The following is a 23,908-nucleotide window of genomic DNA, read 5'->3' on the forward strand; positions in this document are numbered from 1 at the left end:
GGAGCCATGTCATGCGATGGATCAATACAAGGCCGGGCCGGGGCGCGCAGCTTACATTGCTGCTGCTGCCGTTCGTAATACTGATTGCCGTCTATACAGCAGGATCGGTCGCGCGGCTGGCGGAAAATCCGAACGACAAGCTGTTACCCAATCTCGCGGGTTTTGCGGATGCGATCAATCGCATGGCCTTCCTGCCGGACCCGCGGACCGGCGAATACCTGCTGTGGTCCGACACCGTTGCGAGCCTGATCCGTCTTTTCGCGGGGCTGGGCATTTCGACGCTGACAGCTTTGCTTCTCGGCATGGCCATCGGCATGCTGCCCTATCTGAGAGCATTGCTTTCGCCCTTTGTTGCCGTCATCTCCATGGTTCCGCCCCTGGCGCTACTTCCGATCCTTTTCATCGTCATGGGGCTCGGTGATGCTTCCAAGATTGCGCTGATTGTCATCGGCGTCGCGCCAACAATGATCCGCGACCTTGCTCTCAAGGCCCTCGAATTACCCCGGGAGCAGATCATCAAGGCCGAAACGCTTGGCGGATCGTCGTGGCAGATCGCACTTCGTGTTGTGCTGCCGCAAATACTGCCTCGGCTTATCACCTGCCTGAGGCTGCAGCTCGGTCCCGCCTGGCTCTTCCTCATCGCCGCCGAGGCGATCTCGTCCGACTCCGGCCTTGGTTACCGCATCTTCCTTGTCCGGCGTTATCTGTCGATGGATATCATCTTTCCATATGTGGTCTGGATCACGCTGCTTGCCGTCGTAACCAACTACATCCTCGATCGCATCCGTGTTGCCGTCTTCCCCTGGTCAGAGCTGGAGAAGCAGGTATGAGCGAACTCGTCATCGAGAATGTCTGGAAGGAATATGGCGACCAGATCGTCCTCGAGAATGTGTCTTTGACAGTCGCTTCCCGCGCCTTTGTCGCCCTCGTCGGCCCATCGGGCTGCGGCAAGACGACATTCCTGCGTATGTTGCTTGGTCAGGAGCAGCCCACCAGGGGCACGATCCTGGTCGACGGCGAACCTATACCGACAGAACCGGGGCGGGACCGAGGGGTCGTCTTTCAGCGCTACTCCGTGTTTCCGCATCTGACAGTGCTGGGGAACGTCCTTCTTGGAAAGGAATTTTCCAACGCACGTTACAAGGCGAAGCTCTTCGGTGCTGCACGGCGCAATGCTGTCGATGAGGCCCGGAAGCTCATAGGGGAGGTCGGCCTTTCGGGTGCGGAACAGAAATATCCTGCACAGCTTTCAGGCGGCATGCAGCAGCGTCTGGCGCTCGCCCAGGCGCTGATCATGAAGCCGAAGGTTCTGCTGCTCGATGAGCCATTCGGTGCGCTCGACCCCGGTATCCGCGCCGAGATCCACACGCTGATGAAGCGGCTGTGGCATGAAACGCAAATGACCGTCGTCATGGTTACACACGATATCCGCGAGGCGTTCACCCTTGCCAGCCGCGTCGTTGCCTTCGAGCGGCGCCGGGACCGTCCCGAGGAAAAGCAACGCTACGGCGCGACGATTACCAAGGACATTTCCATCTGGCCACCTCGCCTTGCGGGCGTGCCATCGAACTTTAGCCCCGATCGGGACGGCCCGGTCGATTCCCTGGGGTATCGCCGGGACGACCCGGCATTGTCAGGAGAATAATTGCCATGCACATCAGACGTTCTGCAGAAGAGATCGCCGCCAACCGGCAGCGTTACGAGGAGCATCAACGAAAGGGATTGGAATTCGCGCCGAAGGCGCTTCCTCAGCCAAGCCCGTTGCCGGCGCCCGCAATCGACGCTGGTGCCATCATCCACAGTGAAACGATTCCGGGCGGCTGGTATTGGTCGACCGCGCTGAAACGCGGCGAATCCATCCGTATAGACCAGGGGGACGCCGCGTCGACCATTGCCTTGGTCGCCTGGAATGCCGCTGATACGAGCGAAAGGTTGAACCTCGTGGATACGGTCAAAGTGCAATGGACGACGGCGCTGGGCAAGGGCCGCGTGATCTTCTCTGACATGGGCCGTGTGATGTTCTCCATCGTTGAAGATAGCTCCGGCGCTCACGACTGCCTGATGGGCGGGTCGACGGCGGCATCGAATGCTGCCAAATACCCTAATGTGAAGACCCGCAACACGCGTGACAATCTAGTGCTTGTCGCTGGAAAGCTTGGCCTCGAACGGCGCGACATCCCAGCCATTCTCAATCTCTTTGCGCCTGTTCGTATCGACGATACCGGCGAATTTCAGTGGCGCGGTAAACTCTCCAATAGCGGTGATTATGTTGAACTTCGCGCCGAAATGGATTTGATCGCCGGCTTCTCGAATTGCCCTCATCCTCTCGATCCAGATCCGGTCTATGCGCCGAAGGCGGTGACTGTAACGCGCTTCCGTTCCGCCCCGCCCACCGCGGATGATCTTTCTCGCACTGCCACCGCCGAAGCCGTCCGCGGCTTTGAAAACAACGCGCTGATATTAGCCTGAGGAGCAAGCGACAATGAATGATTTCACTCAGACGGCTCAATCGCGCAGTCTTGAAAATGCTGTCCAGGATCACTTCGTCCCGGCCGAAGCAGCTTGGTCCGGCATCGTGCGCAAGGGTCAAACGATCCGCATCGAGGATAGCTACGGCCAGCAGGCAGTCGATACGCTTTTCTATCGAGCCGATGATTTTTCCGAGCGTTACTCCAACCAGGATACGATGCGGGAACAGGGCGCCGCCTATATCGGTACCGGCACCAGGATCATGTCGAACGAAGGCAATATCATGTTGAAGATGACGGCCGATAGCTGCGGCCGTCATGATACCGCCGCCGGCGCGTGTTCCTGCGAAAGCAATACCGTGCGCTTCGGCCATGGCACCAAATATCTTCACGCCTGCCGGGATAATTTCGTGCTTGAAGTGACGAAACATGGAATGAGCAAGCGCGACATCGTGCCGAACATCAATTTCTTCATGAACGTACCGATCAAGCCGAACGGTGAGATGACGATCGTCGACGGCATCTCCTCGCCAGGTGACTATGTCGAGCTGGTGGCCGAAATGGATGTGCTTTGCGTTATTTCCAATTGCCCGCAGATCAACAACCCATGCAACGGCTTCGACCCGACGCCTATCCGGGTCCTTATCTGGGACACAACCCCCGATGCCGGGGCGTAAGATATGTTCAGTAAGATCCTCATCGCCAATCGGGGCGAAATCGCCGTCCGGGTTATCCGGACGTTAAAAAAGATGGGCATTGCCTCTGTTGCCGTCTATTCCGATGCGGACCGTTTTGCCATGCCTGCGCTTCTCGCTGACGAAGCGGTCCGCCTCGGTCCCGCACCCGCCAGCGATAGCTATCTGAATGTCGATGCAGTTATCGCGGCATGCAAATCGACCGGGGCAGAGGCTGTCCATCCCGGTTATGGGTTCCTGTCGGAGAATATCGGCTTTGCCGAGCGGCTCGCAGCCGAAGGCATCGCCTTTATCGGTCCGCGTCCGGAGCATCTTTCAGCATTTGGGCTGAAGCACACCGCGCGCGAACTCGCCGAGGCAAGCGGTGTGCCTCTGCTTCCGGGCAGTGGTCTTATGGAAAGCGTCGACGACGCACTCTCCGCGGCAGAAGAAATTGGCTATCCGATCATGCTGAAGAGCACCGCTGGCGGCGGCGGTATCGGCATGCAGCTCTGCGCTGATGCCACAAGCCTTCAAGCATCGTTCGAAAGTGTACAGCGAACCGCACGCGCCAGCTTCGGTGACGCCCGGGTCTATCTCGAACGCTTCGTGGCTGATGCTCGGCATGTTGAGGTTCAGATTTTCGGCGATGGCAGGGGCAGGGTGGTGGCGCTCGGCGAGCGGGACTGCTCGCTGCAGCGGCGAAATCAAAAAGTCATAGAGGAGACGCCTGCGCCAGGCCTTTCCCTGACTACGCGGGCGCGGCTCCATAAGGCTGCGGTCGATCTCGGTTCCTTGGTCTCATACGAATCGGCGGGCACAGTCGAATTCATCTACGATCCGGTCCGGGAGGAATTCTATTTCCTCGAAGTCAATACGCGGCTTCAAGTCGAGCACCCCGTTACCGAAGCCGTCTTTGGCATCGATCTCGTCGAATGGATGATCCGCCAGACGGCAGGCGAGGATATCCTGTCCGGCGCTGATCTGCTGACGCCGAAGGGCGCTGCGATTGAGGTCCGCGTCTATGCTGAAATGCCCCATGCGGATTTTCGACCGAGTGCGGGGCTTCTGACAGAAGTTGTCTTTCCTGAGAATGCCCGCATCGATGGCTGGATCGAGACGGGAACTGAGGTGACGGCCTTCTACGATCCGATGCTCGCCAAGCTGATCGTCATGGCTGAGGATCGTCCCGCCGCGATCGAAAAGTTGAAGGCGGCACTTGCCAATACGGCAATTTCCGGCGTCGAAACCAATCTGGATTACCTGCGGGCAATCGCGGCTTCGGAGTTGCTTGCCAGCGGCAACGTCGCAACCACTGTACTACGGGATTTTGCTTTCGTTCCAGATATCATCGAGGTTCTGGCGCCGGGCGCTCAGTCCAGCATTCAGGAACTGCCAGGACGGCTTGGTCTCTGGAATGTCGGTGTGCCGCCCAGCGGGCCCATGGATGAGCGATCCTTCCGTCATGCCAACCGTCTTGTCGGCAATGATGACACGACGACTGCACTAGAACTGACAGTATCCGGTCCGACACTGCACTTTTACGCCGACACCGAGATTGCACTTGCCGGTGCACGAATGGCCATGACTTGCGACGGCGAAGAGCTGCAGCACGACAAGGCAGTAACGATTCGTGCCGGGCAAATGCTTTCGATTGGCGCTATCGAGGGGCCGGGCCAGCGCGCCTATCTTGCAGTGGCGGGTGGTTTTGCCGCCCCGGTCATCCTTGGTTCGCGCGCTACCTTCGGACTGGGGCAGTTCGGCGGCAACGCCACCGGCACATTAAAAACCGGCCATGTCTTGCATTTGGCACGCCGTCCGGGCTCTGGGCCCTCCAGTTGCGCCGACCGGCCTGCCGAACTCACCCGCGACTGGCAAGTTGGTGTGATCTATGGGCCGCATGGAGCTCCGGACTTCTTTCAGCCAGAAGACATCGATACGCTTTTCTCCTGCGTCTACGAGGTGCATTTCAATAGTGCCCGCACCGGCGTCCGTCTCATCGGCCCTGCACCGAAATGGGCGCGCAGCGACGGAGGCGAGGCTGGTCTTCACCCGTCAAACCTGCACGACAATGCCTACGCCGTAGGAGCGATCGATTTCACCGGCGACATGCCAATCATCCTTGGACCTGATGGTCCGAGCCTCGGCGGTTTCGTTTGCCCTGCGGTGATTGCCTGCGACGAACAGTGGAAGATGGGCCAGTTCAAGCCTGGTGACAGCATTCGTTTTCATGCCGTCGCCCGCCCGGATGATCCCATTGCGGGTCCCGCCATACACCGCAGGACTCCCGATGCTGGTTCAGCGATCGTCGGAACACGGGAGGATGGACCCGTCTCAGTGGTCTACCGCCGCCAGGGCGACGACAACCTGCTTGTCGAATATGGCCCGATGGTGCTCGATATCGCGCTCCGGTTACGCGTGCATTTGCTGATGACAGCGGTGTTGGAGGCCGGGCTCCCCGGCCTGATTGATCTCACACCCGGCATCCGTTCGCTACAGATCCACTACGACGGCACGACGCTGACCCGAAAGCGCTTGCTCGGACTGTTGGCGGAAATCGAAACAGCTCCTCCGTCGGCGCAGGAAGTGAACGTTCCAAGCCGCGTCGTCCACCTGCCGCTGTCGTGGAGCGATCCGGATGCGGAGCTTGCCATGCGCAAGTACCAGGAACTCGTCCGCCCGAACGCCCCATGGTGCCCTTCCAATATCGAGTTCATACGCCGCATCAACGGACTTCCCGACGAACAGGCGGTGAAGAACATCGTCTTTAACGCCAGCTATCTCGTACTCGGTCTGGGCGACGTCTATCTCGGCGCACCTGTCGCAACTCCTGTCGACCCGCGCCATCGTCTTGTCACCACCAAATACAATCCCGCTCGAACCTGGACGCCGGAAAATGCAGTCGGCATCGGTGGGGCTTATATGTGTATCTATGGCATGGAGGGACCGGGCGGCTATCAGCTCTTCGGCCGCACCATCCAGGTTTGGAACACCTGGCGGCGGACGCCGGCCTTCGCAAAGGGCAAACCCTGGCTGCTTAACTTTTTTGATCAGATACGCTTCTTTCCGGTCGATCATCATGAACTGACCGAGATGCGCGCCGCCTTCCCGCATGGCGGTTATCCGATCCGGATAGAAGAGACGGAATTCTCCTACGCGGCTTATGAGAACGAGTTGAGGGCCAATGCCCATTCGATCGGTCGATTCAAGAAAACGCAGCAGGCAGCTTTCGACGCCGAACGGCAAAGCTGGAAGGAAGCGGGTCTTGACAGCTTTGTCAGCGAGGAAGGTACCGGACAAAGCCTCGACGGTGACATTCCGCCCGGCTGCTATGGGGTCTCCAGTAGCGTTCCCGGTAATGTCTGGAAGCTCTTGGTCGAACCCGGTGCATCTGTTGCTGCTGGAGATACGCTAGCCATCATCGAATCCATGAAAATGGAAATCCACGTTACTGCCCATGCCGCCGGCCGCGTCCGCGATCTGCGCGCGGGACCCGGACGAAACGTTAAAGCCGGCGATATCATCGTCGTTCTTGAGGAGTGCTGACATGCTGCCGACGATTCTCGATCTTTCAGGCCTTCGTGCCGCCTATCAATCCGGCCTGACGCCGCTCGATGTCGTTGAGGCGGTGATCGCCCGCCGCAACGAAGCCAACGATCCGGCGATCTTTATCACTCCTGCATCGAATGAAGACTTGCGCGCCGCCGCCCGCGACCTGATGGCGCGTGCGCCGGAGTCAAACAGTCTTGCGCTTTGGGGCGTACCCTTTGCCGTGAAAGACAATATCGACGTCGCAGGGCTGCCGACCACGGCTGGTTGTCCTGCCTACGCCTACAATCCGGACGTGGATTCGACTGTTGTCGCTCGTCTCAAGGCCGCCGGCGCAATTGTCATAGGCAAGACAAATCTGGACCAGTTCGCCACGGGTCTGAATGGAACGCGCTCGCCGCATGGCGCCCCGCGATCCGTTTTCAATTCAGATTATATATCAGGCGGATCGAGCAGCGGATCGGCGATCGCTGTCGCGTCCGGTCTTGCCAGTTTCGCGCTCGGTACGGATACGGCCGGATCGGGGCGTGTGCCCGCGGCTTTCAACAATCTTGTCGGTATCAAACCGACGCCAGGTCTGCTGCCGAACACCGGGGTCGTTCCCGCCTGCAAAAGTGTGGATTGCGTGACGATCTTCGCGGCGACGGTCGGAGACGGGCTCGCTATTCGGAAGGTGGCAGAGGGGTTTGATGCCGCCGACGCATTTTCGCGTCGTGCGAAGCCGGTTTCGTTGCCGGGCATCGGGCTTCGGATCGGTGTACTAGCGGATAGCGAACGTGAATTTTTCGGCGACAAGGCGGTCGAACGACTATACGGCGCGGCTATCGAGCGGGCGAGGGCGCTGGGCGCAACGATTGTATTTTTCGACTATGCCCCTTTTCGCGAAGCGGCAGCGCTACTCTACGACGGGCCGTGGGTGGCCGAACGCCTTGCGGCGGTTGAAGAGTTCCTTGCGACGAACGCGGCGGATTTCGATCCCACGGTGCGTACGATCATTGAGGCGGCCAAAGGCAAGACGGCGGTCGACGCCTTCAATGGCCGCTACAAGCTTGAGGAACTACGCAGGGAGACCGAGGCAGAATGGCAAAAGGCAGACGTCCTGCTCCTGCCAACCGCGCCGACGACCTACACCGTTGCCGCGATGAAGGCTGATCCGATCGTCCTCAACGGCCGCCTCGGACGCTATACCAATTTCGCCAACCTGCTGGATTGTGCAGCCATCGCCGTACCGGCCGGCTTCGGCGCGGATGGCCTGCCCGGAGGCGTGACATTGATAGCGCCAGCCTTTGCCGACGATGCGTTAGCGCCTGTGGCCGACGCACTCCACCGCGCGGCCGCGTCGGGCATGGGGATCGAACGCTACAGGCAGATCCCCGCTCAAAGCGCCTTCCTGCCGCCGGATGACGGGTTCATTCCCATCGTCGTGGTTGGGGCACATCTCACCGGGATGCCACTCAATCACGAACTCACCGCTCCTGGCGGGCGGTTCGTGAGGACCTGCCGCACCAGGGGCGATTATCGGTTGTTCGCTCTCCCTAACACAGTGCCTCCCAAGCCGGGTCTCATCCACGAGCCTGGCTTTGGCGGTAGTGGCCTGGAGGTCGAGATCTGGGCGCTTCCACCGGATGCATTTGGCCGCTTCGTACAAAGGATACCAGCTCCTCTCGGCATCGGCAAAGTGGTGCTCGATGATGGCTCAGCTGTGTCCGGCTTTCTCTGCGAGGCACATGCTGTCCGTGGGGCTGAGGATATCACTCATCTCGGCGGCTGGCGGGCGTATTTACCAATGGCCAAATGAGGCGTGGGAAAATCGAAAGTTGAAAATGTTGATTGCAAAGAAAATTGTAAGTCTGCTTCTCGATGGGCTGATTGCCCGAACCGAAATAATCGGTTTGTGTAAAACGGTGCGTTCCCCGCGGGGCGAAAGCAAAGGCGGTGGCAAAAGAAATAGGGAGGGGAGGACGCGCGGCGATTGATCACAGGGGCAGTGCGGTGTCTCCGCACTGTGGTGGTGCGTCGAAGATGCCAAACTTGATCCGTATCATCAACTTGTCACTGATGGGTTTGTACATATCCTCCTTCGCGAACTTTAGGGGCACCCAAGCTCAACAATGTTGAAGTTTCTAGCAATGCGTTTCGGCCGCGCCATTTCTACGCTTTTTCTATGTGTCTCAGGTGTCTTCGTCGCGCTGCGTATGGCAGGCGATCCGGCCGACATCATGCTGTCAATCGATACGCCGCCAGATGTCCGCGCCTTTTATCGCGAGGCTTGGGGGCTCGACCGGCCGCTTTACGAACAATATGGGCTCTACCTTGCCAGCGTCGTCAAAGGTGATTTTGGCGTTTCTTTTGCGGTTAGCCGCCCAGCCTTCGAATCGATGGTGGAGGCCTTGCCGACGACGGCAATGCTTGGTTTATCATTCCTGCTACTGGCGCTTCTTGTGGGCTTACCACTCGGTATTTTGGCCGCTCTCAAGACCGTGAATGACCGCAGTTCCAGCAATGGTGCTGTTGCGGAAGAGTGGTCGCGTTGAACGTCAGGGCTGGATCGACTCGACGAAAAACTCTGCCGGCACTTCGTAACCCAGGCCGAGCTTGCGTGATCCGTTGTAGATCAGATGAGCAAGCGCAGTGAACTGCGCGCCAACACCGGTGCTGTTTAGAAAGAACGTACGCTCCTGCGGGTTTTGCCTCCCCTTGATTTTTCCTGCGACCAGCTCGCCGAGGTCTGGGAAGTCGTTCCAGTCAAGGTCACGCGGAGGATGGTCACGCATAACGAAGTTGAAGCGCTTCTCCGTTTCGGCGAAGTCCGTGGAGACGTATTCGTGCTCCTTCATGCGTGTGTGGAAGACGACCACATCCGCCTCTTTAAAGCAGTCTGAGTTCGGCTCGTCGCGCTGCATGCAGCTGAGGTGCATCCCGGGCTTGAGCCAGGCCGCAGGAAAGAACGGGACGCGGCTGTTGGTGGCTGTGACAGCGATGTCCACGTCCGTAACGGCGGCCTCGGCGCTCTCTGCGACGGTAACTTCAATGCCAAGTAACTCCGACATTTTTGTTGCGAAAGAGTCAGCCTCCCCAGCTGTCGGACTGTAGACGCGAACGTGTCGGATTGGCCGCACTTGTTTCAAGGCCGCCAATTGCGGCCCGGCTTGGCTGCCAGCGCCAATCAGACCAACCACCGAGGAGTCCCGCCGCGAAAGATACTTCGCGCCGATGGCGTTAATCGCGCCCACGGTGAACCGTTGCAGGATTCCGTCCTGGATGATCGAAATGAGTTCGCCAGTCGCGGAGCTGAACAGAAAAACGAGCCCGACATAGGATTTGCCTGTTGCAGCCGGAATCTTTATCCGTCGCCGCAGCCCGTTCACCTCGGGAAACGCAACTACGTCCGACGTAACGCGAATAGATGCCACTTCCAAACGTGGAATGGCGCCGTCCAATGTCTTGAACTGATGGGCGGCGGGTATGTCGGCGCCAATTTCGGCGACCGTCGGAGCGAATAGATCAGTGCGGCCGCGATAGACGGCGCTGCCCGTACCCAGATCCCTGTACAGCTCCTCAAGCGCATCAAGGGTGTTTGACATGGTCAACACCTCGGCGGCGTCTTCGTTCGACAGCAACAAGGTCATTCTAGTCCTCCTGAATGGGTTGTGTGATTCAGCTGGAGAGTGGCAGAATTACTTTCGAGGCGTTAATCCGACGGCAACCTGTATAAGTGACGTGAAATCCAAATTGACGCGACAGTTCGCGCCTGTGCCAGCTTACCTTCGGAAGGAACAAAGGAATCGTTGAGGCTGCCTAGCTGGTCCGGAAGGGATAAATGAAAATCCATACTGCCTGGTCGGATCCGCGGCGACGCCAGACTGAAACGCGGTAGCTTCCGGGTTTGTCTTTCATCGGCTCCTAGCAGTCGTCGCTTGCTGCGCACGTCGCATGCTCCTCCCACATGTAGCTTGTGTCAGTTCACAAGCGGCTCGTCACGCCCGATTGGTGTTCCTTTATGCGCAACAACATTCTTTTATGCGAAATGAACCTACATCCGCTCCCGCTCTAAATCAACAAGTGCGCCAAGGCGCTTCTACCCGAAGCTCTTTCACCGGTAGTCGCTACAACTTCTGGTTACATCGACGCCTATCGCCGCAATCCGCTTGGCGATTGCGTGGCAGTTCCTTCTGCTGCAGGCAATGCCGATCGTTTAAAGACTGAGCTCGTGTATTGTCATTGCCAGTGTCTTATAATCCGCCCGAGGAGTAGCCACATGTAGCCTGGTCGCCGACGTGACAGTGTGCACGGAGATTTCTAGTCAGACCGAAATGTTGATGGAGCGGTATAATGCAGTCTTTGGTGAACACAGCTTGGGGTTCTCCCGACGAAAGCGGCGTCTGGCCGGTAAAAAGGAGAAAAGTCCTTGACTGGCTGATGACCGAAACGCAAGGCGAACGGTTCATCGACAACATTTTCGTAGAAATGTGCAACCGGCTGTTGGACATAGACGTACCAGTTGCACGCGCAACGCTGCATTTCGCAATCCAGCATCCTCAGTGGTTCGGCGCCCGCATCTTGTGGCAAAAAGGGGTCACAGAGGCGAAGATCGACACCTTTGAGCACGGTGTGGAAGATACCTCAGAGTATCTCAACAGTCCGGTATACGAGATCAGAAATGGAGTAAACGAGCTACGGCAACGTCTCGACGATGGCACCCAGGATGCATCGCGTTATGCACTCTATGACCAGCTGCGCACTGAGGGCCTAACTGAATATGTTGCTTGGCCGCTTCACCACACCCTCGGCAAGCGGCACGTGGTCAGCTTTGTCAGCGATAAGCCGGAAGGTTTCAGCGAGGACAACATCGCCTTGTTTGCCGACATCCTCCCGGCGTTGGCTCTCGTCAGCGAGATCAGGCTTAAGAACCGTCTAGCACGCACACTTTTGGAAACCTATGTAGGACCGCATGCAAGCGAACAGATACTTGCCGGCGCTACCAGGCGGGGCAGCGGAGCGACCGTGGGTGCCGCGATCCTGATCTGCGATCTCCGCGATTTCACGGCCATATCCGACGCGTGGCCGCGCGACGACGTGATCGAACTTTTAAATGGCTATTTTGACGCGATGTCCGAACCCATCCAGAAGCATGGCGGCGAAATTCTCAAATTCATGGGCGACGGACTCTTGGCGATATTCCCGCTCAGCAACCCAGCGGCATGCGCCGATCTCCTCAAGGCGATCAGTGAGGCGCAAACCGCGATGACCACATTGAATAATGAGCATATTCGAGCGGGACGTGTACCGCTCGAATACGGTATTGGCGTTCACGCGGGTGATGTGATGTACGGCAACATTGGCTCGCGAACGCGGCTGGACTTCACGGTCATTGGACCAGCTGTTAATATTGCATCCCGTCTGGAAAGCCTGACCAAGGAAGTCAAACATCCCGTCCTCCTGTCAAGGGCTTTCGTCGAGTTGGCTGGGCTTGAATCCGAATTGGAGACACTTGGCTCCTATCCGCTTAGAGGCCTTGACCGACCTGTCGATGTTTTCGGGTTTCCCGCTAACCATTTTAGGGCGACCGACGTTCCTGCCTAGTCATCCGTTATGACGGCGCAATAGGGAACCGGTGGTTCGGCGTCGAGGATTGAAGGTGACGCAGCATGATGGCTCCTGAAAATACCCAGCTTGACCCGTTGCGGCGAATGTATTGTTTCGCCGCAACGGGCTCAATCTCAGGCGAGATCTTCCCCATTTTTTTCCTCTCGATGAGAACGCCCGCGCCGCTCGGTCCAAATATTAACAATCGTGGCCGTGGCATGCGGATCGGCGATGTCACGTTAACGCGGAATACTGCCTTCTACTCGCCAAGCAGAAAATCTCATGATAATGAAATCAGGCATTTAGCGGGCTGTGAAACCGCGTGGCGAGCCGCCAAAATCCTCCAACCACGACATCATAAGCATTGCACCTTTGAGTACGAACCTGTCCGCATGGCGCGAAGACTCAGTCGATACAGAAGCCGTTCGAGTGCAAATCGTGTGAGTACCAGATCGAAGGTCTGGCCGCTTGTCTTCGACAGATTGAGCAACCTCGCCCGCACCGAAGCACCGAGGTCCTTGATCTCCTTAGGCATTGGCGGTCAAAGCCTCCAGATAAGGGCGCATGACGGTGGCGACACCGCCAAGTTTAGCATGTCGGGCGATTTCGCCTGGTGTTGCTTTGCGGCGGCGTAGCGCCTCCTGAAGGCCCTCGATTGCGACAGGCAGTCCCACCACTCGGCGGTGGCGAAAGCAATCGGCAACTGTTTTGGCAACCCCGAAGATGCGAACTGGCACGCTCTCGATCATGTGCGTCTCGACGCTCGCAGCAAGGAGGGTTTGGGTGAAGCGGACAATTCTGATTGGCGGCTGACTGGGTACGGGCGCCCAGTCGCTTTTGCCGATGGCTAGCCAAACCTTGCGAGGTCCGTCGCGTCACACGCGAATGCCTAATGGTTCCTGATCACGTTCAGAAAGATTGTCGCGATGGTTGCCAGATGGGCGTCACCGCCCTCCCGGTACGCCTGTCGGCCTGCTGCTGCTATTGCATCGAACAAACGGTTTTCTTCTTCTGCTATTTTGGCGATCTCGCCCACGAGCTGTTCACTATTTTGCCCGTGTCCATACTTCGTGTTTATGTAGGCCACCAGCAGCCGTTTCCGGCGCTCGATGTCATTGGTCATTGCGCTGTAAAAGCCCCAAACAAACCATGTTTCGCCAATTTGCATGTCGACGTCGCTGATTTGATTGCGCTGCCACTCGTGAAGCTTTGCTCGCTGTGCATCAGCTGTCCTGCTTGCCAACTCATAGGCCTCGCTGTCTGTCTCGCTGGTTCCGGATGTCATGGCAACCTCCAATAGAGCTCTCAGCTCGTCCAACCGCACCATAGCAAGATGGACCGGTTGGCGACAACCTGGCGGCTTGCAACCTGTTTATTAGCATTTGCCCTGGTCTGCGTTTTCAATCGGACGTTTACCGAATGGTTAGGCGGACCACATGGGCTAAAAGAATTGGTTATCGGGCCGCTGAAGGACGAGATTTCAGGCCGCTCATCAAAACGTCAAAGCTACATTTCGTTGACTCCGGGCTGCTTGCTGTACGGGTCGGGACAACATACGATCTGATTGCTATCCGGGTCTTAGGTGATCGCGGTCACCTACAGTGCTACAACGCTCGCCGTGGCAAGAATGAGATATTGGCGTGGGTATTGGCCATCGAGCCTGCCGCGTCTGCTTCATCCATGTGATCGATGCCCGTAGCAACCACCGAGACTCTGAACGTTCCTTCGAGAGCGTTGTCGAATGTGGCTCCAAGTATGATGTTAGCTTCGTCGTCCACTTCCTCGCGGATCCGCGTTGCCGCCTCATCAACTTCGAACAACGTCATATCGCGGCCACCCGAAATGGATACCAAGACGCCCTTGGCTCCTTTCATGGAAGCGACATCAAGCAGGGGATTGGCAATGGCTGCTTCAGCGGCTGCTATCGCCCTGCCAGTTCCTGAGCTTTGCCCGGTACCCATCATGGCGCGGCCCATGTCGCGCATCACCGCCCGAACATCGGCAAAGTCGAGATTGATTAGCCCTTCGCGAACCATAAGATCCGTTATGCAGGCAACACCGGAATAGAGTACGCGGTCCGCAGTTGCGAAAGCATCAGCGAACGTGGTCGATGCATCTGCAACGCGGAAAAGATTCTGGTTTGGGATAACGATGAGCGTATCGGCGCTGTCCCGCAGCAATTTGAGCCCGTCTTCTGCGAATTTCATCCGGCGGGTCCCTTCGAAATTGAAAGGCTTCGTCACGACAGCTACCGTCAATATGCCAGCGTCGCGCGCTGCCCGTGCGATCACAGGAGCAGCTCCTGTCCCAGTTCCACCACCCATGCCGGCGGTTACGAAACACATGTGCGTTTTCGACAGATGGTCCATGATCTCATTGATGCTTTCCTCGGCAGCGGCCCGACCAATTTCCGCCTGCGACCCAGCTCCGAGTCCCTGCGTCACGTTTACCCCGAGCTGTATCAAGCGGCCAGCCTTCGACATGGTCAGTGCCTGGGCGTCGGTGTTCGCGACCACGAATTCAGTTCCCTGAAGACCCTCGCGGATCATGTTGTTGACGGCATTGCCGCCACCACCGCCGACACCGATCACAGTAATATTCGGCTTCATTTCGGTGATTTCCGGATGCTTTGGGTTGCTCGACATCACTTTGTCCTTCTTTACCTGAAGCGAACTGGCACACTTGGCACGGGATGGGATTGCCGGACGAAATACCGAAACGAATCAAATCAGCTCATCCCGAGCAAGGGATATGAATCAGACAAGACTCGTTAACGCAACTGGGGCTTGGCCTCACTGTCGATGCCGGGCGCCGCTTCGGAACTTTGGAGGACAGTTGATGACTCAGCGACGACTTTATTTGGCTACTGACAAATTTTTGTATCGAAATACTGGTCAAGATAGAAGAAACTAAGGCGATTGTAACCATTCAGGTACCAATCAAAATCGGCAAAAGACCGGCCCTTATCGGCATTTTCAACGGAACAGTAGCTGCTGCCTGCCAGTATCGTACAAGGTTAATTTGCGAACGAGCAGAATTAGGCTTGCGCCGAGCCCGGCTTGCTTTGCAAGCGCCGAGCGAAGTGTCCTGTAGTTGGGGGCAACAATAGGTCGGATCGAGATCCCACCCGCGGCGAGACTGTTCTGGCATCAAGCGATTTGAACGTCCTTCCGTCCTTCAGGCAGACGATGTAGTCGGGGGTAACCGACCTTTTCGGATTTACCGCCCGCTCTGGCTTGGCCGGCGCAACGGTCGGCTCGTCCCTGGTTGTATCGAGATCGGCCAGCGACGCGTGCACGGTGTGGATCAACGCCGTGAGATCTGCGGCACGCAACGCATTGTTGCGGACATAGGCGGCCACCGACCCTGCGGTCAGTTCGACGAACAAATCTCTTTGCGCCTCAGGAGCACTCATATCAAGTGCTGTTTCTAGGACGTCTGAATAGCTTGGCGTCCTTTGGACACTATTTGCACCGACCATAGAAATATGAAAACAATTGGACCTGCCTGATGCGCCATCTCGGTCTCAACAAGCCGACCAGTGGACGCCCGGCTTGGATAGGCCCTCGGGGTCTGGGCGACGCGTATGGGAAACATCGATGAAAATCAAGCCGTTCAGAAGTCAAATAAACCGTCGTCAGGCGCTCGGTCTGATCGCTGTTACTGCTACCGGCGGCGCTTTCCTCGCGCCCGAAGCGCGGGCGGCAGAAGGTTCACCTTTTGCGGGCGCTTCCCTCCTGATGCCTGGCGCCGGCGTCTGCTCGATTACACCGGAAGTGACAGAGGGACCGTTCTATTTTGATCCCGAACTTGAACGACAGGACATCACCGAGGGCCGCAAGGGCGTGCCGTTGACAGTGCGCCTTCAAGCGGTCGATGACCAATGCCAGCCTATGGCAAAGGCCAGGGTCGACATCTGGCATTGCGACGCCAGAGGCATCTATTCCGGCTATCCGGGGCAGGGTGACAGTCGCGACATCGACACCACGGGCCAGAAATTCCTGCGCGGCATCCAGTATGCTGACGACAAGGGCATTGTTTCCTTCAAGACGATCTATCCCGGCTGGTACCGCGGCCGCACCACACATATCCACTTCAAAGTCTTTCCCGACGCCAATTCGGTTATGACCGGTCAGTTGTTCTTTCCCGACGCTCTCAGCGAGCATCTTTTCACAACGGTCGCGCCTTACAATAATCGCCCGCAAAAACGCGACATGTTCAACAAGGACGACGGAATCGCCCGGCAGGCGGGGCCGATGTCTCAGGCTGCCCTGCGCGAAATGGCGTCGGCATTCGAGGCGTTGCTGGTCATCGCGGTGAAGGCCAGTTAGATGACTTTCATGCCGGTTCCCTGGCGACTTGTTCATTTTGATATAGGTTAGTGTATCCATCGCGTCACAAACTGGCTAAGCCATTCGGACGGCGTGTTTGATCTCGACAGTTTGTTGTCGACGGAAACTCTTCCAGCGCCACCAACGGCCAATGCCAGCATTCCGCCCGCGATGGCCAGGTCCTTCTCGAAATGGAGCAGCTCATTTTGCTGGCCGAAATGCGTGTGAAATAAAACCGCGGTCAATACGCAAAACAGACTGAGCGCCAGCGCTCCCAACCGCGTGCCAAGTCCGAATGCAATCGACAGGCCGGCGCAAATTTGTAACGCTACGGTTGCCAGGACAAGTGGTGCGTTCACTCCAAACCTTGCCATCGCTGGAAGTGCGCCAGTGAGGTTTGTCGCCAAGGTATATCCCTCATGCAGAAATATCCACGCCAGCAACAGACGGCTGATCATCATGGCGACGTCGACGCCGCGTATGCCTTTTGGCAATATGCTCATTGCAGTGCTCCCTGATGGAGAGATGCAGGCGGCAATCCGCCGCCAGCACCATCCTTAATTGACGCCTTTCGATGCGATGTATTTTTGAAGATCGCCCAACTCTTCACAACCTGCCGGACAGAGCTGTGTCAACGAGGCGAGTTGTTCGTTGGCCTTGTCCATTTTGCCGGTATCGACGTATAGTTCTCCAAGATACTCGCGTGCGGCCTTGTGATCTGGCTGGAGCTCCAGCGCCTTCTGATAATAAGTCAGCGACGTATCGAAGTCACCGGTCTTGCGCAATGTGAACCCAAGGAGGTTATAGACGTCCGCCTGCTGATTGTCTTCCGCCAGGCCACGCAGTTCAGTCAACGCGCTGACGTAGTCTTTCGCAGCAATCTTTTCGCGAACAGAACTGAGATCGAGCGTTGCGGGTGTTTCCATATTGTCCACGGCGAATGCGGGGGAGTAGGTCGAAGCCGAGGCAATAGTGGCAAGTGCCAAGCCGAGCATGCCGGCAAGTTTGTTCCTGTTCATAGTTGTGGTCTCCTTGATTTATTAGGCTTGAACGGTCGGGGTAAAGCCGTAGGCATTGCCGTCCTTGACGAAAGTGCCTGAACCGGGGAAGGGGAAATGCGAGCCGCAGATGCTGATCTTGTCGGCGATCACACGATCGATCAGTTTGCGCCGCGTGGAGACTGCAGTCGGTCCATCCTGATCATAACTGCCCTGCCATTCCGGGTGGGGCGCGAGCAGGGCAGGCACATACATCGTATCTGCGGAGACGAGGAGTTGCTCGTTGCCTGAAGTTACGAGGAAGGCAGAGTGGCCCGGCGTGTGGCCAGGCGCCGCAATCAGATGGACGCCAGGAACCACTTCCGCGCCATCCTTCATCAGGTTCCAGTTTTTCCAGGTCGGAAAGACACTGGCGATCCGTCTGCCCGCTGGCTTCCTCGCATCGGCGAGTTTTTCAACCCGTCCTGGATCGGTCCACCAATTGTATTCGATCTCGTTGGCGATCAGTTCCGCATTGCTGAACACAGGCGCGTTCGTCTCCTTTTCCATCAGACCCCAAACATGATCCGGATGGAAATGCGAAATGATGACGGTGTCGATCTTGGTATGGTCTATGCCGGCTGCCTTCATATTTGCCGGCAGATGCGTGGCATTGGCCTGCCATTGACCAACGCCTGAGCCTGCGTCCATCATGATCAATCGATCGCCGATCTTGAGCACAACGACGGTCAAGGGGATGGGCATGAACTCGGTGGTAAGGCCAGCCCTTCCAAGCGCATCCTTGGTTTCCTCCACGGAGGCATTCTTGATGAATGCCGTATCGTGCGGCTTGCGCCAGATTCCGTCATAGACGGCGGTGACTTCGATCGATCCGACGGTGTATTTATAGAATCCGGTCGTTGGTTCGATCTGCACGCCGGCTGATGCCGGCAGGACAAGTTCCAGTTTCCGCGATAGTCCGAACGCAGCCGCAGCTGCAGCGGATCCCAGAACTGTGCGGCGTGTCATATCAAGCATGTACGTTTCTCCTTTATCGAAGTGGCTTCTGCCAGGCGGAGCATGATTTGATAAGCGCCTCCGCTGATGAAGTAGATTGCGCCAGTCGCCAGCTTATTCTTGAAAGCCGAATTTATTTGATAAGATGCTGAAATCTCTAGGTTAATTTTTACATGCGCCAGTCACGCCGTCGTTTTCGACAGGCTTCTTCAAACAGATATTTTGAACGTGCAACGCTAGCTTTGTGCGCCTCTATAACGTGCATCAAACAGAAGGGTACCGGCGACGATTGGAGAGAGATGCGTTGGCTCGATTGGTCTTTCAAAAATAAATATTTGAAATAGGGAATATTTCGGAGGCTAGTTCGATCTAGGCAGTAGTGCCATGGGAAGCAATCTCTCGTGGCTCTCAAGAACTGGCCCAAGCAGGCGGAAGAAATGATGATAGCTATGCATTCGCCGTTCATATCCGCGTTTTATCCGCGATCGTCTTTTTCGAAGATCGTTGCGCATTTCGTCGCCAACATCCGGAGCGACAGTCGCGCCCGGACGGTGACGGTCCAGAACGTCGATGCCGATGATATATTGTCGATCGGCAGGGACCGACCAACACTCATGGCAGCGCCGCTGCCAGGGGATCAAGTCGATGCGCAATCTGCGATTGCCGACAGATCGGTGCGATTCAACGCTGCAATCGTTCCTCAACTCGATGCAGCGTATAATTTCGCCCGCTATCTCAGTCGCGACGCGGACGCAGCGCAGGACATCGTGCAAGAGGCCTTTTTGCGTGCATATCGCAACTTTGATGGTTATCTCGGCGGCGACGCCCGATCCTGGATATTTGCCATAGTCAGGAACTGTTTCCATGCCTGGTCCCAGGAGACAAGGCGCAAGCGCCGGTTCGAGATGCCTTTGGTGGATGGATACCAAGACGACGAAGCATCCGGATCTGCTGCACACGAAGTTGCGTCAGAAGATGACACACCCGAGGTCGCACTGATCCGCACGTCCCAATCCGAATGCGTTCGTTCCGTTATCAATGCGTTGCCGGATGATTTGCGCGAAATATTGGTGCTGCGCGAACTTGAGCAACTATCATACCGGCAAATCGCAGAGATCATCGACCTGCCGCTCGGCACCGTCATGTCGCGTCTGGCCCGCGCCCGGCGAGTGTTCGGTAAATTGTGGCATAATACCGCCAATGGCGAGGAATAAGCACTATGGTACATTCCGCCGAAACTTGCCCCGACTGGGTTGTTATGATGCACGGCTACATCGATGGTGAACTTGATGCCGTCCATTCACTTACATTCGAACAGCACCTGGCAACGTGCGACAGTTGCTCCAAACAACTGGAGAAATTCAAGGGATTGCGACACGTCATCGGCCAGGACGGCGTTACATGGCGCATGCCTGCCGACGTCCGCGAACGAATTCTAACGGCTATATCGCTAGAACAGAACCATGCCCAACGGAATGAGCCGGCCATAGGCGCCGCCAGTGCATTCGCCAATTGTCTCAAATTCATCAAGCGTTGGAGCTATATCCCGTCTCTTGCTGGCATAGCCGCGAGCCTGTTTCTTGTATTTTCCCTACCACCCCAGGAGGCGTCACTTCAGGACCAACTCGTCGCAAGTCATATTCGATCACTCTTGGCCAATCATCTGACGGATGTGCAGACTTCAGACCAACACACTGTCAAACCTTGGTTTAACGGCAAGATTGATTATTCACCGCCGGTCGTTGACCTCGCGTCGCAGGGATTCCCACTTGTGGGTGGGCGTGTGGATTATATTGAGGGCAAAGTGGTAGCGGTTCTCATATATCGTCGGCACGCACATGTAATCAATCTTTTCATCTGGCCTACGGAAAAGGCGGATCTCAACAACGCTTCTTACGACGGTTACAATCTTGTCAAATGGTCTGCCAAGGGTCTGGCATTTTGGGCGGTTTCCGATGTTAGTTCCGAGGAGCTTGCAACATTTCGCCAACTGTTTTCCGAAGCTTCGAGAAAATTGAATTGATCCGGAACGCCTACTGTGCACCCGGTTCCGCACTGTTCATACCACCCGCGGACCTTGATGTAGGTCACATCCACGTGCCATTTGCCGGTGACGCAACGCTTGTGCCGGTTGAAGCGCTCCAGCAACAACGGCGAATAACGAACGGCCCAGCGGTTAACGACCTGTGAAAAAATCGTTTTGGCGTGCGGATTTGATCAGGTTTCTCCGTTTCTCTGACGATCCCCCTAAAATGATCGACGGGTTTATTGCCATGCTGCGGGCAACCAAAAAGTTGCGACAGATGGGATATTCGGCTTGAGCCCATCCCTGAGAACGGGATGCTGAGGTGCTGCGCTTCGGGCTGATGATAGAACGTGGTCTGATCGAACAGCCACAAACATCAGGGAAGGAAGCGCAGCATGAAACATTATGCCGGATTGGACGTCTCGTTGAAAGAGACATCGGTGTGTATCGTGGACGAAACGGGTGCGATCTGTTGCGAGATCAAAGTTACCAGCCACCCGGAAGACCTTGTCCAGACATTGAAGGATCCCGCATGGCAGCTGGTGCGGATCGGGCTAGAGGCCGGGCCATTGTCGCAATGGCTGTTCAGCGGTCTCGTCGAAGCCGACTTGCCAACCATTTGTATCGAGACCCGGCATACGAAGGCATTTCTCAAAGCTCGGGTGAACAAGACCGATCGCAATGATGCGCGCGGTATCGCGCAGATGATGCGGGTCAATCTATTCCGGCCAGTACACGTCAAGACGCTGGCGAGCCAACGACGCCGTGCCCTGCTGACTGCGCGCAAGTTGCTGCAGGAGAAGGCGATCGCAATCGAGAACGATATTCGTGGTCTGTTACGCAACTTCGGTCTCAAGGTTGGCGTCGTTGGAACAGTTGGATTCGATCATCGTATCCGCGAGCTGATTGATGATCTGCCGGAACTTGGCGGGATCATGGAACCTTTGCTGGCGGCCCGGCAAAAACTTCGTGAGACATTCATGACTCTCCACCGCAAACTGCTGTCAATCGTGCGCAAGGATGAAGCTTGCCAACGATTGATGACGATCCCTGGCATTGGCCCTGTCAGCGCGCTCGCGTTCATCAGCACCATCGACGTCCCGGCCCGCTTCAGGAGCTCACGCGCTGTCGGTCCGGCGCTGGGATTGACTCCGGTCCTCAATCAGTCTGGCGAAAGCCATCGCGTAGGCCGTATCTCGCTGTGCGGCGACGCAATGATGCGGGCTCTTCTCTATGAAGCGGCTCAGGTGATGCTGTCTCGTGTGAAGAAATGGTCCTGGTTGAAAGCCTGGGCGATGAACGTCGCCAAGCGGCGCGGCCGGCAGAAAGCCATCGTCGCACTTGCACGCCGGCTGGCCGTGATTATGCATCGCATGTGGAGCGACGGCACGGAATTCCACTGGACAAAGGAAAGCATGTCCGCAGCCAGCTGAACGGAGTGTTGGAAAGGAGACAACAAAGTTCCGCCTACCGGTGGAAAGACGTCCTTTGCGGGACGATGGATGAGGTGAGCTCGCTTAGGGTTCTTGTTTCAATCGCATCATCACGATCGAAACGTGCGACAGATTGGGCCGCCTCATTCTACTGATCCCATGCTGGGAGGGCCAGGCAGCCGATCCCGAAGAGAAGCAAGGACCCGCGAAGAACGCCGGATGCCGGTGAAACGGAAAGCTCGAAAGCGCTTGACCTCAACACGCCGAATAGAGAAGAACCCTCGCCGCAACGTGCGCGTAAAACCTCGATGACGCGGACCGGATTGTCCTGCGTCACGTAGTCTTCCAGGCTATCGGGAATGCCGCTTGCCACCGATCCGCACCCTCGACGAACCGCTTCATCCCGGACCCCCGCTGATCGGGAATCACTCCACCAAATCAACGTGTTTCCACGCAGTCTACACCATCTCCGGACCTTGCCGAACGACGCCGCAAGATCGCAAGCCCCAACATAGCTCCGCTGAAATCTTGCAACTTTGCGAGGTTAGGAACATGGTTGTGGCTCAAGTCGCGCGGGATTTTTGCGACCGATGTGCATGCCGTTGTTCTAACCTAGCTTTTCAAATCACAAAGGACCTCCATCATGTCGGACAAGCCTAAAGAAGGCCTCGATCGCCGCGACTTCATGATCGCATCCATTGCCACGGTCGGCGCGTCGGCTGCCCTCGCCGTCAACGCTGGCGCTGCGAATGCCCAAGACGCAGCGGCACCCTCTCCGGCATCGGGAACGGCCTATACCGGCGATGTCATCCAAGGGAAAAAGGTCGTCACCGCGCTTGACATCAATGATCTGGAGCCGGGACAGAAGCACTTCTTGTATTTTCAGGGTGTGCAGATGCCCACGGGGCAGCACTGGTACGCGTCTGTGATTGTCGCCAAGGGGGCAAGGCCGGGCAAGCGCGTCACTCTGGTCAGCGGCGTGCATGGCGACGAGATGAGTTCAGTGCATACGGTCCAGACCGTCATGAACCAACTCGATCCGGCGGAGATGTCCGGCATGGTGATGGCGGTCACGGACGTGTCTGGCCCGGCCATGGAAGCCATGCAGCGGAGATGGCCCAATTCGGGCAGGGGCATTGATCTCATCGACATGAATCGGGTCTGGCCCGGAAACGAGAACGGTGCCACCGCGACTAGCCGACACGCCGGGCTGCTGTTCAATCGGCTTTTCCGGCCAAACGCCGACGTCGCGATCGACTTCCACACCGGGACAACTGGTTTCGATGTCTCTGCATTCAATATTGCCAGCATGGATGTGCCCGAGATCAAGGCAATCGTGGATCTTTATCCCGTCGGGCAGATTTTCGACAATCACACATATCCCAGCGTCCTGCATAACGCGTTTATCGACGCCGGCATTCCGTCCTTTTGCCCGGAGGTCGGCGCTGCGCGTGTCCTGGACCTCGAGATGATCTCCCTGTTCGTGGAAGGCACGATGAACGTCCTGAAGCATCATGGCATCCTTGCCGGACCAATGGGACGTACAAGCAAGGACGAGAATGTCTTTGTCGGCAACAGCGCATTCCCGATTCTGGCTACGGAGGGCGGATTCGTCGAGCATCTGGTCAAGCTCAACGACAAGGTCGAGCCCGGACAGAAGGTGGCCGTCCAGCGCAATAGCTTCGGCGAGGTGGTTGCGGAGTACACCAGCAGCGTGGCTGGAGAGGTGGCGGGCCTGCGCAGCGATGTAACGTCCGAGCCCGGCAACCCCTTGGCATTTATCCTCTACCACAAGGCGACGCCGGAGGGCGTTGAATCTTATCCCGAGTAATCCACCGTATGAGCGA

At 57.0% G+C, this 23,908-nt stretch carries 21 protein-coding genes and 3 pseudogenes; 13 read left to right on the forward strand and 11 right to left on the reverse strand.

Annotated features, from left to right (window positions below; all coding sequences use genetic code 11):
• The first annotated feature begins 11 nt into the window (after nt 1-11).
• The 7 genes from ACSQ3H_RS25765 (at nt 12) to ACSQ3H_RS25795 (ending at nt 9,225) form a co-directional block, all read left to right on the forward strand.
• Nucleotides 12-830, forward strand: a complete 819-nt coding sequence (locus ACSQ3H_RS25765; RefSeq protein WP_436119952.1) for an ABC transporter permease — start codon at nt 12-14, stop codon at nt 828-830.
• Nucleotides 827-1,645, forward strand: a complete 819-nt coding sequence (locus tag ACSQ3H_RS25770) for an ABC transporter ATP-binding protein (protein ID WP_436119953.1) — start codon at nt 827-829, stop codon at nt 1,643-1,645. Before ACSQ3H_RS25765 ends, ACSQ3H_RS25770 begins: the two co-directional genes overlap by 4 nt.
• A gap of 5 nt (nt 1,646-1,650) precedes the next feature.
• Complete coding sequence (locus tag ACSQ3H_RS25775; RefSeq protein WP_436119954.1) at nt 1,651-2,469, forward strand: urea amidolyase associated protein UAAP1; 819 nt, start codon at nt 1,651-1,653, stop codon at nt 2,467-2,469.
• Nucleotides 2,470-2,482: 13 nt separating this feature from the next.
• Nucleotides 2,483-3,145 carry an urea amidolyase associated protein UAAP2 gene (locus ACSQ3H_RS25780; protein WP_436119955.1) on the forward strand — a complete coding sequence of 221 codons (663 nt, stop codon included), beginning with the start codon at nt 2,483-2,485 and terminating at the stop codon, nt 3,143-3,145.
• 3 nt (nt 3,146-3,148) lie between these two features.
• Entirely contained in the window at nt 3,149-6,688 is a 3,540-nt protein-coding gene (uca, locus tag ACSQ3H_RS25785; protein WP_436119956.1) for an urea carboxylase, read from the forward strand.
• A 1-nt stretch (nt 6,689) separates the two neighbouring features.
• Nucleotides 6,690-8,489: an allophanate hydrolase gene (gene atzF / locus ACSQ3H_RS25790; protein ID WP_436119957.1), complete on the forward strand. Its 1,800-nt coding sequence runs from the start codon at nt 6,690-6,692 to the stop codon at nt 8,487-8,489.
• 313 nt (nt 8,490-8,802) lie between these two features.
• Nucleotides 8,803-9,225 carry a hypothetical protein gene (locus tag ACSQ3H_RS25795; RefSeq protein WP_436119958.1) on the forward strand — a complete coding sequence of 141 codons (423 nt, stop codon included), beginning with the start codon at nt 8,803-8,805 and terminating at the stop codon, nt 9,223-9,225.
• Nucleotides 9,226-9,228: 3 nt separating this feature from the next.
• Here the strand turns inward: ACSQ3H_RS25795 and ACSQ3H_RS25800 are convergent, their stop codons facing one another.
• Complete coding sequence (locus tag ACSQ3H_RS25800) at nt 9,229-10,320, reverse strand: ornithine cyclodeaminase family protein (RefSeq protein ID WP_436119959.1); 1,092 nt, start codon at nt 10,318-10,320, stop codon at nt 9,229-9,231.
• A gap of 703 nt (nt 10,321-11,023) precedes the next feature.
• On the opposite strand from ACSQ3H_RS25800, the gene ACSQ3H_RS25805 reads away from it, so the two are divergent.
• On the forward strand, nt 11,024-12,274 hold the full coding sequence (locus tag ACSQ3H_RS25805; protein WP_436119960.1) for an adenylate/guanylate cyclase domain-containing protein: 1,251 nt from the start codon (nt 11,024-11,026) through the stop codon (nt 12,272-12,274).
• 341 nt (nt 12,275-12,615) lie between these two features.
• Here ACSQ3H_RS25805 and ACSQ3H_RS25810 read toward each other — a convergent pair.
• The 5 genes and pseudogenes from ACSQ3H_RS25810 to ACSQ3H_RS25830 form a co-directional block, all read right to left on the reverse strand.
• Nucleotides 12,616-12,812 (reverse strand): annotated as a pseudogene (locus ACSQ3H_RS25810) (nucleotidyl transferase AbiEii/AbiGii toxin family protein); the annotation flags it as partial.
• A pseudogene (locus ACSQ3H_RS25815) lies at nt 12,805-13,143 on the reverse strand (type IV toxin-antitoxin system AbiEi family antitoxin domain-containing protein); the annotation flags it as partial. The pseudogenes ACSQ3H_RS25815 and ACSQ3H_RS25810, both read right to left, overlap by 8 nt.
• Before the next feature lie 23 nt (nt 13,144-13,166).
• A complete protein-coding gene (locus tag ACSQ3H_RS25820) occupies nt 13,167-13,562 on the reverse strand; it encodes a hypothetical protein (protein ID WP_436119961.1) in 396 nt (131 codons plus the stop codon).
• A gap of 319 nt (nt 13,563-13,881) precedes the next feature.
• The gene (gene ftsZ, locus ACSQ3H_RS25825; protein ID WP_436119962.1) at nt 13,882-14,922 is read right to left on the reverse strand and encodes a cell division protein FtsZ; all 1,041 of its coding nucleotides are present in this window, start codon (nt 14,920-14,922) and stop codon (nt 13,882-13,884) included.
• A 392-nt stretch (nt 14,923-15,314) separates the two neighbouring features.
• Nucleotides 15,315-15,692 (reverse strand): MucR family transcriptional regulator, encoded by a 378-nt coding sequence (locus tag ACSQ3H_RS25830; protein ID WP_436119963.1) that lies wholly within the window; start codon nt 15,690-15,692, stop codon nt 15,315-15,317.
• Nucleotides 15,693-15,876: 184 nt separating this feature from the next.
• Here ACSQ3H_RS25830 and ACSQ3H_RS25835 point away from each other — a divergent pair, with 184 nt between their 5' ends.
• A complete protein-coding gene (locus ACSQ3H_RS25835; RefSeq protein ID WP_436119964.1) occupies nt 15,877-16,608 on the forward strand; it encodes an intradiol ring-cleavage dioxygenase in 732 nt (243 codons plus the stop codon).
• A gap of 47 nt (nt 16,609-16,655) precedes the next feature.
• On the opposite strand, the gene ACSQ3H_RS25840 is transcribed toward ACSQ3H_RS25835, so the two are convergent.
• The 3 genes from ACSQ3H_RS25840 to ACSQ3H_RS25850 are packed head-to-tail and all read right to left on the reverse strand — an operon-like array spanning nt 16,656 to nt 18,623.
• Nucleotides 16,656-17,111 carry a DoxX family protein gene (locus ACSQ3H_RS25840; protein ID WP_436119965.1) on the reverse strand — a complete coding sequence of 152 codons (456 nt, stop codon included), beginning with the start codon at nt 17,109-17,111 and terminating at the stop codon, nt 16,656-16,658.
• Between the two features lie 54 nt (nt 17,112-17,165).
• A complete protein-coding gene (locus ACSQ3H_RS25845) occupies nt 17,166-17,627 on the reverse strand; it encodes a tetratricopeptide repeat protein (protein WP_436119966.1) in 462 nt (153 codons plus the stop codon).
• 21 nt (nt 17,628-17,648) lie between these two features.
• Nucleotides 17,649-18,623 carry an MBL fold metallo-hydrolase gene (locus ACSQ3H_RS25850; RefSeq protein ID WP_436119967.1) on the reverse strand — a complete coding sequence of 325 codons (975 nt, stop codon included), beginning with the start codon at nt 18,621-18,623 and terminating at the stop codon, nt 17,649-17,651.
• Between the two features lie 380 nt (nt 18,624-19,003).
• On the opposite strand from ACSQ3H_RS25850, the gene ACSQ3H_RS25855 reads away from it, so the two are divergent.
• Both ACSQ3H_RS25855 and ACSQ3H_RS25860 read left to right on the forward strand, forming a co-directional pair.
• Nucleotides 19,004-19,816 carry a sigma-70 family RNA polymerase sigma factor gene (locus tag ACSQ3H_RS25855; RefSeq protein ID WP_436119968.1) on the forward strand — a complete coding sequence of 271 codons (813 nt, stop codon included), beginning with the start codon at nt 19,004-19,006 and terminating at the stop codon, nt 19,814-19,816.
• Nucleotides 19,817-19,821: 5 nt separating this feature from the next.
• Nucleotides 19,822-20,625 carry an anti-sigma factor family protein gene (locus ACSQ3H_RS25860; protein WP_436119969.1) on the forward strand — a complete coding sequence of 268 codons (804 nt, stop codon included), beginning with the start codon at nt 19,822-19,824 and terminating at the stop codon, nt 20,623-20,625.
• A 44-nt stretch (nt 20,626-20,669) separates the two neighbouring features.
• Here the strand turns inward: ACSQ3H_RS25860 and ACSQ3H_RS25865 are convergent.
• Nucleotides 20,670-20,783, reverse strand: a pseudogene (locus tag ACSQ3H_RS25865) (IS6 family transposase); the annotation flags it as partial.
• A 240-nt stretch (nt 20,784-21,023) separates the two neighbouring features.
• On the opposite strand from ACSQ3H_RS25865, the gene ACSQ3H_RS25870 reads away from it, so the two are divergent.
• Nucleotides 21,024-22,061 (forward strand): IS110 family transposase, encoded by a 1,038-nt coding sequence (locus tag ACSQ3H_RS25870; RefSeq protein ID WP_436119970.1) that lies wholly within the window; start codon nt 21,024-21,026, stop codon nt 22,059-22,061.
• A 148-nt stretch (nt 22,062-22,209) separates the two neighbouring features.
• On the opposite strand, the gene ACSQ3H_RS25875 is transcribed toward ACSQ3H_RS25870, so the two are convergent.
• Complete coding sequence (locus ACSQ3H_RS25875) at nt 22,210-22,434, reverse strand: hypothetical protein (protein WP_436119971.1); 225 nt, start codon at nt 22,432-22,434, stop codon at nt 22,210-22,212.
• A 270-nt stretch (nt 22,435-22,704) separates the two neighbouring features.
• Here ACSQ3H_RS25875 and ACSQ3H_RS25880 point away from each other — a divergent pair, with 270 nt between their 5' ends.
• A complete protein-coding gene (locus ACSQ3H_RS25880; protein WP_436119972.1) occupies nt 22,705-23,892 on the forward strand; it encodes a M14 family metallopeptidase in 1,188 nt (395 codons plus the stop codon).
• Nucleotides 23,893-23,908 lie beyond the last annotated feature (16 nt).

This window comes from Phyllobacterium sp. LjRoot231 (assembly GCF_964253365.1).
Classification (GTDB): domain Bacteria; phylum Pseudomonadota; class Alphaproteobacteria; order Rhizobiales; family Rhizobiaceae; genus Phyllobacterium.